The sequence below is a fragment of the Thalassolituus hydrocarboniclasticus genome, from assembly GCF_025345565.1.
Taxonomy (GTDB): Bacteria; Pseudomonadota; Gammaproteobacteria; order Pseudomonadales; family Oceanobacteraceae; genus Venatoribacter; species Venatoribacter hydrocarboniclasticus.
Window position 1 is genome coordinate 2,071,200 of record NZ_CP054475.1, and the last position, 13,492, is coordinate 2,084,691.

Sequence of the window (13,492 nt, forward strand, 5' to 3'; positions counted from 1 at the left end):
TCTAATAACCACAGGTTAGCAACCGGTTTTTTATGTACGTATACGATGAGTACGATCAGCAACTGCTGAATGAGCGCGTTGCCCAGTTTAAGGGGCAAATGGAGCGCTATCTCGCCGGCAAAATCGCCGAAGACGAGTTCCTGCCACTGCGTCTGCAAAACGGCATCTATGTGCAGCGCTATGCACCTATGCTGCGGGTTGCTGTGCCTTACGGTCAGATGAACTCGGCCCAGATGCGTGCTCTGGCCCGTGTCGCGCGTGAATATGATAAAGGCTACGCCCACTTCTCGACCCGTCAGAACGTACAGTTCAACTGGCCGAAACTGGAGCAGTGCCCACAGATTCTGGCCGATCTGGCTGAAGTTCAGATGCACGCCGTGCAGACCAGCGGCAACTGTATCCGTAACACCACCACCGACGAATACGCCGGGGTGATTGCGGAAGAGACCGTTGATCCGCGTCCGTACTGTGAAATTATCCGTCAGTGGTCGACCTTCCACCCGGAATTCGCCTTCCTGCCGCGTAAGTTCAAAATTGCCGTGAACGCGGTGCCCGGCGCCGACCGTGCTGCTATTCAGGTACACGACATTGGCGTGAACATTATCCGCAATGCTGAAGGCCAGATCGGCTATCGCATTCTGGTTGGTGGTGGCCTGGGCCGTACGCCGATCGTGGGTGAAGAAATCCGCAGCTTCCTGCCGGAAGAAGACCTGCTGACCTATCTCGATGCGGTTATCCGTGTGTACAACCAGTTTGGTCGCCGCGATAACAAGTACAAAGCCCGTATCAAGATTCTGGTGAAAGCACTGGGTGTTGAGCGTATGGCTGAGCTGGTTGAAGCCGAATGGGAACGCATTAAAAACGGTGACAGCAAGCTGACCGCTGCCGAACTGGAACGCGTGAAGAAACACTTCACCGACCCGGCCTACAAAGCACTGAGCGATGAACCTGCCGAGCTGACCTCAGCCCGCGCTGAAAATGCCGCCTTTGCCCGCTGGCTGCAGCGTAACGTGCGCGCCCACAAGCAGGCCGGTTACGCCATCGTGACCCTGACACTGAAGCAGAAAGGCACACCTCCGGGTGATGTAACGGCAGAGCAGATGGATCAGATCGCCATGCTGGCCGACAAATACAGCTTTGGTGAAATCCGCTCTACACACCAGCAGAATCTGGTACTGGCCGATGTTGAGCAGAGCGAACTGTTTGCCCTGTGGCAGGAAGCCAAAGCGCTGGGTCTGGCCACGCCGACTCTGGGTCTGCTGACCGATATGATCTGCTGCCCGGGCGGCGATTTCTGTGCCCTGGCCAACGCCAAGTCCATTCCGGTTGCCGAAGCCATTCAGCTGCGCTTCGATGATCTGGATTATCTGCACGATCTGGGTGAAATCGACCTGAACATTTCCGGTTGTATGAACGCCTGTGGTCACCACCACGTTGGTAATATCGGCGTACTGGGTGTCGATAAGAAAGGCGAAGAGTTCTATCAGATCTCTCTCGGCGGCAACGCTGGCGAGAACACGTCACTGGGCAAGATCCTTGGGCCATCTTTCGCCCGCGATCAGATGCCGGACATCATCGCCAAGATTCTCGACTTCTATGTCGCCAAGCGCAGCGAAGGTGAAACCTTCCTCGAAACCTACCGTCGTATCGGTCATGACCCATTCAAGGAGGCGATCTATGGCCCAGCTCATTAAACAAGGCCAGCTCGTCAGCAACGACGAATGGCACCTGATCGAAGACGATGCCATCATCGCTGACTACGGCATCATCAGCCTCAAGCGCTGGCAGGAAAACGCGGCTGCCCTGCTGCCGCTGGCCCAGGCCGGTAAAATCGGCCTGCTGCTGAACAGCGATGAAACCGCCGACCTGATTGGCGATGATTGCCGTCAGTTTGTGCTGATTGCTGTGAACTTCCCGAAATTCAGCGACGGCCGTGGTTACAGCACCGCCCGCCTGCTGCGTGAACGTCATGGCTTTAAAGGCGAACTGCGTTCTGTCGGTGACGTACTGATCGACCAGCTGTTCTTTATGAACCGCTGCGGTTTCAACAGCTTTGCTCTGCGCGACGATCAGGACCTCAACGACGCTCTGGCTGCGTTCGCGACCTTCACCGTCTGCTATCAGAACGACGTTAACGATCAGCGCCCGCTGTTCCGTCGCCGCTAGTTCTTTCCGGCCCCCGCGCAGTGCTGACAATGTCAGATTCTGCGCCGGGGGCATGGCACATCCCCGCCCCCTGCCTTACCCTTATGGCTGAACCCGGGGACTATTCATGCCACAAGATATCGTTTTTTCGTTTTTTCTCGTCTTTGCCGGCGCCCTGGTCCTGGCAACCTTCGCACTTTTTACCCGCCAGCCATTACTGATTGCTTATATTGCCCTCGGCGCCATCGTTGGCCCTTTTGGCATGGGCTGGATTGAACACCCGGATGAACTGGCCGACATGGCCGATATCGGCATTATTTTTCTGCTGTTTCTGCTGGGTCTGGATATGCAGCCATCTGCTCTGCTGGCAATGTTGCGTAAAGCGATGCTGGTGGCGCTGGCCAGTTCGCTGGTGTTTTTTGCGGCGGGCTTTGGCCTGACTCAGGCCTTTGGGTTCAGCACCATGGACAGCATCATCATCGGCCTGGCGATGATGTTTTCCAGCACCATTATCGGACTTAAACTGCTGCCCACCACAGTTCTGCACCATAAACACATCGGCGAACTGATGATCGGCCTGCTGCTGATTCAGGATATGCTGGCCATTCTGGTACTGATTCTGCTCGGCGTGCTCGAAGGCGGCAGCAGCATGCCGGTCTGGCAGCCCTTTGTTGCGCTGCCCCTGCTTGCTGCCGCCTGCTACCTTCTGGTTAAAGGCGTTCTGCTGCCATTGATAGTGCGTTTCGACCGCTACCACGAATACCTGTTTATTCTGGCCATCGGCTGGTGCCTGGCTGTAGCGGAAGGTGCCAAACTGGTTGGCCTGACCCATGAAATTGGTGCTTTTATCGCCGGCGTTACCCTCGCCACCAGTCCGATAGCGCAGTTTATTGCTATCAGCCTGAAGCCGTTGCGGGATTTCTTTCTGGTGATGTTTTTCTTTGCCCTGGGCGCGCGCTTCAATCTGCAACTGCTGGCCGATGTCGCCCTGCCCGCCATGCTGCTGGCGCTGCTGGTTCTGGTACTTAAGCCGGTTAGCTTCCGTCTGTTGCTGGGACGCTTCAGCGAACGGCGCGAACTGGCCTGGGATGTCGGTCTGCGCCTCGGTCAGATCAGTGAGTTTTCGCTGCTGATTGGCTTTGTCGCCGTGCAAAGCGCCCTGCTCAGTGAACAGGGCTCATTACTGATTCAGGCAACGGCCATTCTGACCTTTGTCATTTCAAGCTACATCGTGGTGTTCAGTCTGCCCAATCCCATTGCTGTCAGCGATAAGCTGCGGCGGGATTAAGCGCCGCCCGATGGCCGCCGCATCTAGGTTCAGTTGCGCATAGCAGGCGCATAGACACGTAAACGATGGCCATCCGGGTCCAGCACGGTAAAGGTATAACCAAAATCCATCATGACCGGCGCCTGTGCCAGCGCAATCTGCCGCGCTGACCAATCGGCATACAGTGCATCTACCTGAGCAGCATCGGCCACCGGAATGGCGATTTCTCCGCCACCTGAAAGCTGCGTACCGCCGACTTTCGGCTGTACGTCACTGCGCGCCCAGACCCCAAGACGAAATGCCGGATTCAGGGCAAACAAAGCAAAGTCTTCCGTGGCCTCAACCGGTACGCAATCAAGCAGCCCGGTGTAAAAATCGGTGCTGCGACGGGCATCATTAACGTAAAGGATGACAAGGTTCGGGTTTAACATAAGGATATTCCTGTGCGTGTTGGATGATCCGGGGCTCCTGCCCCAACCCGTACAGAATATAAAACCCTGCTGTCAGTTTTTGTCAGTAGTGTGAATTGCCTGCGCAGGCACTCCGGTAACTCTGCGCCACTGTGCCAGCAACTGCTGACGCCGGCGCGGGTAGCGCTCCTCCAGTGGTGTCAGCGCCAGAATCCGGTCGGTACGGAAATGGCGGAAATCTTCGCGCATCTCACACCAGGCAACCAGCACCCGTACACGATCAAAATATCCCAGCGCAAAAGGCCAGATCAGCCGCTGCGACTGCTGGCCGTTCTGATCGCGGTAATCGATATTCACTTTATGCCCGCTGCGGATCGCCCGGCGCAGGGTGGCGACATCGACACTGTCTTCCATGCGCTCAGCGGCCGGCCCGACCAGCAGCGCATTGGCGTCCAGAGCATCGCGTAAATCCTGTGGCAGTACCGCTGCAATCCGGCTCAGTGCACTGCTGGCTGCAACCGCCATTTGCCTGTCGGTACGGCCCGCAACCCAGCGCATACCCAGAACCAGCGCTTCCAGTTCTTCTTCACTGAACATCAGCGGCGGCAACATAAAACCGGGCCTGAGCATATAGCCAACGCCGGCCTCCCCCTCGATATTCGCTCCCTGCTGCTGCAGTGTGGCGATATCGCGATAAAGCGTGCGCAATGAGATACCCAGCCGCTCCGCCAGTTCTGCGCCTGATACGGGAAAGCGGTAGCTGCGCAGCAACTGGATAAGATCAAGCAAACGTTGAGAGCGGCTCATACAATGTCCGGCCGGTAAAAACGCCATACTGCCAGATAATGGCAGCATATAAACCAGAAACCGGAGCGCAGACATAAAAAAAAGCCCCGCATGGCGGGGCTTTTATCTACAGCGACCAGAAAATCAATCGCGCTTCAGGTTTACCCGGTAACGACCAACACCCTGTCCTGCAAGTATTGCCGCCAGTACAGCCGGCAATTCGGCACGGCCAATCTCGGTGGTCATAGTTTCGAGCTGTGGCAGGCGCCAGGCGTCAGCAACCTTATTTACGACGGCCTGTTTGTCGGCCAACGGGATTTCAACCGAGTCCACACCCAACAGGCTGACGCCGCGCAGAATAAACGGAAACACACTGGCTTCAATTTTCACACCGGCAATCATGCCGCAGGTCGTTACCGCCCCTTCAGGCTGAATCTGCGGAATCAGCGCGGAGACCAGATCACCGCCAACGGTATCAATGGCGGCCTGATACAGTGGCTTGGCCATCGCCTTACCCTTCAGTGCCAGCACCTCATCGCGGCCGATAACCCGGTTTGCTCCCAGACCTTTGAGAAAAGCTTCCTGCTCAGGCTTACCAGACAGCGCCACAACCTCATACCCCTGAGCGGCGAGCAGCGCCACCGCTACCGAACCCACACCACCGGTTGCACCGGTCACGACGACAGGGCCTGCGTCCGGACGGATACCGGCACGCTCCAGTTTTTGCAGGCTCAGGGCAGCCGTAAAACCAGCGGTGCCCCAGGCCATACTTTCCGCCATGCTCAGTGTCTGCGGCTTATGCAGCACCCAGCCAGCCGGCACACGAACGTGCTGGCCAAAACCACCGGCGGTGTTCATCCCCAGATCGTAGCCAAACACGACAACCTCATCGCCCACCTTGAACTGCGGGTCGTTACTGGCCAGCACAGTACCGGCAACATCAATGCCCGGGGTATGCGGGTAAGCACGGGTCACACCTTTATTACCACTGGCGGACAGCGCATCTTTGTAATTGACCGAGGAGTAAGCCACGTCAATCAGCACATCCCCTGCGGGCAGATCGTCATCGCTCAGAGTCTGCCAGTCGGCTTTCATGCCCTGTTCGGTTTCTTCTACCCGGTATGCGAGAAAAGTCATAGTTACTCCTTATTTCAGGCTTCAGCCTTTGGTTTGCTGTTGCTTATTAAGCAGGGTCAGCAGGCGGGTAAAGGCGCCTTCGGCACCCTTCTGGACCGCAAGTCCCAGCTTTTCCTGCAGCGATTTTTTATGTTCATAACGTACGCTGTAAACATCAGAATTAGCGCATGCAGCAACCAGATAATCATCGCTCGTGCCAACGTCATCAATAAGACGATGATCCAAGGCCTGCTGCCCGTACCAGATATCGCCGGTCGCCACAGCTTCGATATCGATGCGTGGACGGCTGTGTTTCACGTGCTGCTTGAACAGCTCGTGGGTATCTTCCAGGTCAGACTGGAACTTATCTTTGGCTTTTGCTGAGTTGTGGCCAAACATGGTCACCGTACGCTTGTATTCACCGGCAGTGAACAGCTCGTAATCAACATCGTGCTTTTTCAGCAAACGGTTGAAGTTAGGCAACTGAGCGACCACACCAATAGAACCAACAATGGCAAAGGGCGCGGCAATGATGCGATTGGCCAGACACGCCATCATATAGCCACCACTGGCAGCGACTTTATCGACACAGACCGTCAGCGGGATACCGCGATCACGGATACGCTTCAGTTGTGACGCGCCCAGACCATAGGTATGCACCATGCCACCGCCACTTTCCAGACGGACAACAATCTCATCGTCGCCGGTGGCCATGGTCAGCACCGCCGTAATCTCCTGACGCAGCAGCTCAACCTGACTGGCCTGGATATCCCCATCAAAATCGAGTACATACACGCGCTTGCGCTTTTCGGTGTTTTCTATGCCGTCTTTAATGCGTTTCTTTTCTGCCTTCTCTTTGGCTTTTTCTTCTTTCTTCTTGTCTTTTTCCAGCGCCTTCAGTTCTTCTTTCGAATACAGCGCATACTCAAGATCTTCTTTGTGGTTATCGAGCTCATCATTGAGCTTCTTCACAACCAGCTCGCCGTCCTCTGAACGGCGGTTACGCATGCCGATAGAAACCACGCCCCCAACGACCACCAGAATGGCCACCACAACGGTGACCGCCTTCAACAGAAAAGCTCCGTACTCTGCCAGGAATTCCACGCTTTGTTCCTTAATGAATTTAAAATAGTCCGCAAGCATAACTGAATGGCAGACGCGTACAAGTAAGCGCACTTTGTGCGTTTCAAACAATCGTATGATTTTTCGTTGACACCCGCATTGCCAGCCCATAGAGTTGTGCGGTCTGACGTAAGACAAAGTCCTGACAGGATGCTGATATGCGCATCACCCATCAGCAGATCTCCTGTCTTTTGTAGCAATAATAAGGAAACCGTTATGGCATCTGTTGCAGAAATCATCGAAACCATGAACAGCAAGTTCAACGCCGCGGCTGCTGCCGGTGTTGACCTGATCTTCCAATTCAACATTGAAGATGGCGAAACCTACCACCTGATCGTTAAAGATGGCACTTGTGCTGTTGCTGAAGGTGCAAACGATGACGCTAACGTTACTCTGATCATGAACACCGAAACCTTCGCTGGTATCGCTTCTGGTGAGACTGACGGCATGCAGGCTTTCATGTCTGGTCAACTGCGCGTTGAAGGCGACATGATGCTGGCAACCAAGCTGGGCGAATTCTTCCCTGCTTAATTGCTGACAGCATAAAAAAAGCGACCATCCGGTCGCTTTTTTTATGCCTGCAGTCAGGTGAATCTGAATCTACCACTCACCTTCCAGAGCCTGCTCTGCCACATCATTCAGCGGCCGTGCGATTAATCCTTTAGGGCTGAGCTGCACGGAGTAAACCGCGCCATTCACCAGCGGCATATATACGGCACTACCGAACTGTGCATCCAGCCAGAGCTTGTGATGACGCAGGGAATCCCAAAGATCAAACCAGCGTGATTCCGCCAGACTGTACACACTGCGCTCAGCTGTACGCTCCTGTTCCAGCGAGAGATAACGCCCGGACAAACGATCCAGCCGGTATAAAGGGGTTGCACCCAGCGCGGCCAAAGGCCCATTCCAGACCAGTAAGCGCACATCCAGCTGCCACTGATCGCCGAGGATTTTAAAGCGGCGTTCTTTATTGTCAGTGTCTACCAGAGTCAGATCAAAGACCTGATCATCCAGCTGATAAACGCTGACACTGACCAGCGGCTCCTCTTTAAGCAGTTGCCTGTAACTCCAGACATCAACCAGCATAAAGACAGCAATAATACTGCTGATCAGCAGAACCAGACCCACAGTCCCTTTCAGCCACTGAACAAACCAGTCCCGCCCCCACCAGAGAACGACAATGATGGCAACGGCAATCAATATGAAGACGAGGGTCAGACCCGTGATGCTTCCCTGCAGCATGTTAGTTCCTCAGATGCGCAATGCTTTCTCTGGCCAGCTGTAACGCTTCTTCCGCTCCGGCGGATTGCCCATTCAGGGAATCAAGAAAATACTCGATCGCCGTAATCGCATCAGCAAAAGCCTCCATTTTGGCTTCTGACGGTGGCAGGTCTTCTTCCAGAACCTGTTTGGTTACAAAGGTATCCAGATCAAGCAGCATGTTGTATACCGGCTCTTTCTCCAGAAACATCATGGCACCGGCCACATCAATCAGGCTTTTACCAACATTGCGTACGTGCAGCTTGTCGCCACTGGAATCAAGATAAGCACCAATCGCCCGCTTGATCATAGTCAGAGCAGTCATGGATTCGGACAATACGGCAATTTTGGCCTCGCTGAGACTGACCGGATCAACCAGTGAGTCCTTTTCCAGCCCTTTGTGTGTCAGTGCCCGCATGGCCTGTTCGATATGAATGATTTCATCGGCAATAAAGGCCATATCAGCCAGCACCCCTTTCGGGCCCGCCGCACGCAGGCGCTGACACAGGCGTCCCGTACGCTCCGCGGCTTCAGCCAGATTGGCTATCTGCAGGGTGTCACCAATACGCGCCAGCGATGAAACCAACTCGTCAAAGTTAGCTTCACTAACATCCGTACGTTCAAACAGATCGGCCAGATCTTTTACCGATTGCAGCTCTTCCTGCAAAGCATCCGACAGAGACTCCAGTGCTGACTGATCAGGGCCGGATAATTTAGCCCGCGACACCGCCAGCTGTTTTTCTTTGATGCTGCGGTCAATATGAAACTCCTGCTGCAAGGTCTGCAGCAATTCGGTTTCCGGCTCAGCCAGAGCGACAAGATAAAGGAATTCTTTCAGCAACCAGTCAGGCAGTTTTTCGTTAAACGCCTTACCTTCGGTATCCTGGATTTTGCGCACCTGACGATCCAGCGTACCGAGCAGCAGCAAACGCTGCGGCGTCATTTCAAATGCATCCTGCGATAAGGCATCAAGGGCGCCACTGACCACACGCCAGAACATCCAGGCAGCACCACCACGACTGGCGCGTTCAAAACGACGTACCGCCCGCAGCATCACCTGTAACGGACCACGGCGCCCGTTGCCACGCATCAGACCGATTAACCCCAGCTGATACAGCTGACGCGCACGGCGATAAGGAAAACTGGCCGCACCGGCTTCCGCCGCGGGCGTGGTTAACTTCGGACGCAGGTTAACCAGAAAGAAGTAAGCTTCCGGTAACGGCTTCTCGTGACGTTCTTTCCGTACCAGATTGATTGTTGGCAGCAACAGACTCGGTGCGACCGGGTCACCACTGACAACGAAGTCGACATAGCGCTTAAGAAAAACAATGGCCTGGGTAAAAGCAGCCAGAGTGGATTCGGCCACCGTCTGGTTGCGTACAACCCGACCGGTTTCCGACAACTCCTCACACAGGCGCTCTCCTGCCCGGAAGTCCAGCATTTTAAAGGTGCCACGAACCTGCTGCACCTCTTCAAGAAAGGCCCGCAGGTTATCGGTGTTCCCATGCTCTGAATAAACATCAAGCTGCGCAGCAGCCTGATCCAGTGCATTGGCAATCTCTGCCTTCACCAGATTCAGTGAGGCAGCAAATTGTGTGATTTCACTTCCTGTCGATATATCAGCCATTGCCAGCGTCATTCTTTGTTGTGATCTGTGGATTCTAACGACTATAACAGCAAAGCGCGAAGCGTTTTCAGCAAAGCCTTGCCCTTCAACTATAATCAGACGAGGAAAACTCACCCGGCAATTCAGACAAACGGGGTCAGCTTTGGTTTCAACGGCTCAATATGTACTGCTTACATCAAGGATGAGTTGCAAATAATTGAAAACCCATTAAATTGCCGTCGCCTATCCCCGGCCTGATCAAAAGGAATCCACCATGCAGTCCTCCCTGCCCGCTGCTTTTGTCAGTAATTTTCTCGGTAATGCTCCGCTCTGGTACAAAAAAACGATTCTGGCCTTTCTGGCGCTCAACGTTGTCTTTCTTTACGTCCTCGGCCCTTACATCACCGGCTGGATTCTGATCGTAGAATTTATTTTCACTCTGGCCATGGCGCTGAAATGTTATCCGTTACAGCCAGGCGGCTTACTGGCGATTGAATCTATTCTGCTCGGCATGGCCAGCCCCGAAATTGTCTATGAAGAGACGCTGGCTAACTTCCCGGTCATTTTGCTGCTGATGTTTATGGTGGCCGGCATTTACTTTATGAAAGATCTGCTGCTGTTCGTATTCACCAAGATTCTGCTTGGCGTACGCTCCAAAATGGCGCTGTCCTTTCTGTTCTGTGTTGTCGCCGCCATCCTGTCTGCCTTCCTCGATGCCCTGACCGTCACGGCGGTTCTGATCAGCGTATCGGTTGGCTTTTACAGTGTTTATCACAAGGTCGCGAGCGGCAAAAATTTCAACACCGACCACGACCATGGCAACGATGACGAACTGAAAGAGCAACACCGCCAGGATCTGGAAAGCTTCCGCGCATTTTTGCGCAGCCTGATGATGCATGGTGCTGTCGGTACCGCACTCGGCGGCGTTTGCACCCTGGTAGGTGAACCGCAGAATCTGCTGATCGCCAAAGTTGCCGGATGGGAGTTTGGCGAGTTTTTTACCATGATGGCGCCGGTTACCATGCCGGTTCTGGCTGCGGGTCTTTTAACCTGCCTGCTGCTGGAGAAAATGAGCTGGTTCGGTTACGGCGCAAAACTTCCCGATGACGTGCGCGGCATTCTGGAAAACTTCAATGAGGAACAGAAGCAACACATGACCCAGAAGCGCGTTGCTCAGCTCTGGGTGCAGGGGCTGGTTGCTGTATTTCTGGTTATTGGCCTGGCTCTGCATCTGGCAGAAGTTGGCCTGATAGGTTTACTGGTGATCGTATTACTGACCGCTTTTAACGGCATCATCGAAGAGCATCAGCTGGGTAAGGCCTTTGAAGAGGCCCTGCCATTTACCGCACTGCTGGTGGTGTTTTTCTCGATCGTTGGTGTTATCCATGCTCAGCATCTGTTCACGCCGATCATTACCTGGATTCTGAATACCGATAACGTATCAACCGCCGCGCAGCCGGGCGTGTTCTTTCTCGCCAACGGCGTACTGTCGATGATCAGTGATAATGTTTTCGTAGCAACGGTCTATATTTCGGAAGTAAAAGCCGCCCTGACTGCTGGTGATATTACCCGTGAACACTTCGATCTGCTGGCCACTGCAATCAACACCGGAACCAACCTGCCAAGCGTTGCCACCCCGAATGGTCAGGCTGCGTTCCTGTTTCTGCTGACTTCCGCACTGGCTCCACTGATCCGTCTGTCTTATGGACGTATGGTAATTATGGCTCTGCCTTACACCATTGTGATGACCGGTGTTGGCTATATCGCGGTAACCCACTGGCTCTGAGACTCCAGAGCCGGAAAGCACAAAGTAATGATCAGCGGCGCCAGATGGCGCCGCCGCTTTTTTTATCGATCAGATCGAGCATCTTCTCATGCGCGGCAGTCTCTTCAGCACTGGCGCGGATGATACGCTGATTAACCGCATCCAGATCGATATCAGCAATATCGATCACTACTTCTTCCTCTTCTTTTTCTTCCTCAACGGCTAACGCCAGCGCAGTCTGGCCGCCGGTCATGGTCAGATAGACATCCGCCAGAATCTCAGCATCCAGCAAAGCGCCGTGCAGGTCGCGATGACTGTTATCGATGCCATAGCGCTTACACAAGGCATCAAGGCTGTTACGTGCCCCGGGGTGCAGATCCCGGGCCATTTTCAGCGTATCCAGCACACCGCAGAAGTCGCGGGTCATGGATAAGTTCAGGCGGCGGAACTCAGCATCCATCATGCCCACGTCGAACGCGGCGTTATGGATCACCAGTTGCGAACCGGCAATAAACTCGCGGAATTCTTGCGCCACCTGAGCGAAAACCGGGGCTCCCTGCTCAATCAGCCATTCATTGGTGATACCGTGTACCGCCGCAGCTTCGGGATCAATATCGCGCTGCGGATTGATATAAACGTGATAGTGCCGCCCGGTCAGCTTGCGCTCGAAAATCTCAACACAACCGATTTCAACAATACGGTGCCCCTCACCAATACCGGTGGTTTCAGTATCCAGTACGACCTGTCTCATGCTTTTACTCCGGCGACACCTTTATTAGCCAACTGATCAGCCCGTTCATTCTCTGCATGGCCGGTATGACCGCGTACCCAGCGCCACTCGATCTGGTGACGCTGACATTCAGCATCCAGCTGCTGCCAGAGATCCTGATTTTTGATCGGCTGTTTGGCAGCATTACGCCAGCCCTTTTTCTTCCAGCCGGCCAGCCATTCATTAATTCCCTTCATCACATACTGCGAGTCCGTGGTGAGAATGACCTGACACGGACGTTTCAGTGCCTTGAGCCCTTCAATTGCAGCCATCAGTTCCATGCGATTATTGGTGGTATCAGCCTCACCACCAAAGAGTTCTTTCTCCATATCACCGTAGCGCAACAGCGCGCCCCAGCCGCCGGGACCAGGATTGCCTTTGCAGGCGCCATCGGTAAAGAGTTCGACTTTCGCCGTCATGTTATTTTCCACAGTGTTGAGTGCCTGCAATACTTGATGCTACCGGTGCCGCTAACCCAAAGCCGGATTCCGCCAGCTGCCAGCGCCGCGGACGGATAGGCGTCAGCCCGGCGACGGTCTTACGCGCGACCAGAACATACGCGTTAGCGGGAAGCCAGCGTGTACCGGCCAGTACGCGGTCAACGCGGCGACTGAGCAATTCAGAAACAATATTCAGTGGCCAGGCATGGGCAACCGGAGAGACCTGCTCGACACGGAAATCCAGCAATAAAAGCCAGTCCCGCAAACGGGCCTCACTGACCGGATTGGTCAACCATGGCAGTTCTGTTGAGAACGTCCTCAGCCAGCGCATGCCGCCCCACCAACTGTAAGGGTTAAAGCCAACCACAATCAGATAGCCATTAGGCATAACCGTACGCGCGGCTTCCCGGATCATCTGATGCGGGCGGTGACTCATATCCAGCGAATGCTGCAACACCACCACATCCAGACTGTCATCGGCAAAGGGCCAGGCATCGTCAGCCATTTCACCCTGAGGAGCAACCACGCCACGCGCCCAGGGCAGTCCCATGCGGAAGCTGTGCTGCAAACGGCTGCGCTGCAGGAAGCGAGGATCGGTATCAATGCCGCTGTACAGCAAATGGTATCCATGCAGCTGACTGACCCAGTCGCGCAGCCATCCGGCCTCCAGCGCCAACAGGCGCTGGGTTGCCGGTCTTTGTAACCAGCGTTGGTAAATTTCCGGTTTAATCCGGCTGCCGACGGTATTCATATGCCCTCGTTCACTTGCTACCCGACGCCCAGGAAACTAGACTGGCCGGCCACGT

The 13,492-nt window shown here is 54.6% G+C and carries 14 protein-coding genes; 5 read left to right on the forward strand and 9 right to left on the reverse strand.

Annotated features, from left to right (window positions below; all coding sequences use genetic code 11):
* Window positions 1-32: 32 nt before the first annotated feature.
* The 3 genes from HUF19_RS09120 (at window position 33) to HUF19_RS09130 (ending at window position 3,433) form a co-directional block, all read left to right on the forward strand.
* A complete protein-coding gene (locus HUF19_RS09120; protein WP_260996376.1) occupies window positions 33-1,694 on the forward strand; it encodes a nitrite/sulfite reductase in 1,662 nt (553 codons plus the stop codon).
* Complete coding sequence (locus HUF19_RS09125) at window positions 1,678-2,166, forward strand: DUF934 domain-containing protein (protein WP_145468554.1); 489 nt, start codon at window positions 1,678-1,680, stop codon at window positions 2,164-2,166. Before HUF19_RS09120 ends, HUF19_RS09125 begins: the two co-directional genes overlap by 17 nt.
* 106 nt (window positions 2,167-2,272) lie before the next feature.
* Window positions 2,273-3,433: a cation:proton antiporter domain-containing protein gene (locus tag HUF19_RS09130; RefSeq protein WP_260996377.1), complete on the forward strand. Its 1,161-nt coding sequence runs from the start codon at window positions 2,273-2,275 to the stop codon at window positions 3,431-3,433.
* A gap of 29 nt (window positions 3,434-3,462) precedes the next feature.
* On the opposite strand, the gene HUF19_RS09135 is transcribed toward HUF19_RS09130, so the two are convergent.
* From HUF19_RS09135 to sohB, 4 genes are all read right to left on the reverse strand, one after another.
* On the reverse strand, window positions 3,463-3,843 hold the full coding sequence (locus HUF19_RS09135; protein WP_260996378.1) for a VOC family protein: 381 nt from the start codon (window positions 3,841-3,843) through the stop codon (window positions 3,463-3,465).
* Window positions 3,844-3,915: 72 nt separating this feature from the next.
* Window positions 3,916-4,629 (reverse strand): helix-turn-helix transcriptional regulator, encoded by a 714-nt coding sequence (locus HUF19_RS09140; RefSeq protein WP_260996379.1) that lies wholly within the window; start codon window positions 4,627-4,629, stop codon window positions 3,916-3,918.
* Window positions 4,630-4,752: 123 nt separating this feature from the next.
* Window positions 4,753-5,745, reverse strand: coding sequence for a YhdH/YhfP family quinone oxidoreductase (locus tag HUF19_RS09145; protein WP_260996380.1), 993 nt, complete (start codon window positions 5,743-5,745; stop codon window positions 4,753-4,755).
* A gap of 21 nt (window positions 5,746-5,766) precedes the next feature.
* On the reverse strand, window positions 5,767-6,828 hold the full coding sequence (gene sohB / locus HUF19_RS09150) for a protease SohB (RefSeq protein ID WP_260996381.1): 1,062 nt from the start codon (window positions 6,826-6,828) through the stop codon (window positions 5,767-5,769).
* Window positions 6,829-7,062: 234 nt separating this feature from the next.
* Here sohB and HUF19_RS09155 point away from each other — a divergent pair, with 234 nt between their 5' ends.
* On the forward strand, window positions 7,063-7,377 hold the full coding sequence (locus HUF19_RS09155) for an SCP2 sterol-binding domain-containing protein (RefSeq protein ID WP_145468542.1): 315 nt from the start codon (window positions 7,063-7,065) through the stop codon (window positions 7,375-7,377).
* A 69-nt stretch (window positions 7,378-7,446) separates the two neighbouring features.
* On the opposite strand, the gene HUF19_RS09160 is transcribed toward HUF19_RS09155, so the two are convergent.
* Both HUF19_RS09160 and HUF19_RS09165 read right to left on the reverse strand, forming a co-directional pair.
* On the reverse strand, window positions 7,447-8,088 hold the full coding sequence (locus HUF19_RS09160; RefSeq protein WP_260996382.1) for a hypothetical protein: 642 nt from the start codon (window positions 8,086-8,088) through the stop codon (window positions 7,447-7,449).
* 1 nt (window position 8,089) lies between these two features.
* Window positions 8,090-9,733 (reverse strand): FimL-related protein, encoded by a 1,644-nt coding sequence (locus tag HUF19_RS09165; RefSeq protein ID WP_260996383.1) that lies wholly within the window; start codon window positions 9,731-9,733, stop codon window positions 8,090-8,092.
* 253 nt (window positions 9,734-9,986) lie between these two features.
* Between HUF19_RS09165 and nhaB the strand changes: the two genes are divergently transcribed.
* Window positions 9,987-11,498 (forward strand): sodium/proton antiporter NhaB, encoded by a 1,512-nt coding sequence (gene nhaB, locus HUF19_RS09170; protein ID WP_260996384.1) that lies wholly within the window; start codon window positions 9,987-9,989, stop codon window positions 11,496-11,498.
* Between the two features lie 31 nt (window positions 11,499-11,529).
* On the opposite strand, the gene dnaQ is transcribed toward nhaB, so the two are convergent.
* From dnaQ to HUF19_RS09185, 3 genes are read right to left on the reverse strand one after another with little or no spacing between them, the layout of a single operon-like run.
* Entirely contained in the window at window positions 11,530-12,228 is a 699-nt protein-coding gene (gene dnaQ, locus HUF19_RS09175; RefSeq protein WP_260996385.1) for a DNA polymerase III subunit epsilon, read from the reverse strand.
* Window positions 12,225-12,665 (reverse strand): ribonuclease HI, encoded by a 441-nt coding sequence (rnhA, locus tag HUF19_RS09180; RefSeq protein WP_225692649.1) that lies wholly within the window; start codon window positions 12,663-12,665, stop codon window positions 12,225-12,227. The genes dnaQ and rnhA overlap by 4 nt, the downstream gene beginning before the upstream one ends.
* 1 nt (window position 12,666) lies before the next feature.
* Complete coding sequence (locus HUF19_RS09185; protein ID WP_260996386.1) at window positions 12,667-13,437, reverse strand: class I SAM-dependent methyltransferase; 771 nt, start codon at window positions 13,435-13,437, stop codon at window positions 12,667-12,669.
* Window positions 13,438-13,492 lie beyond the last annotated feature (55 nt).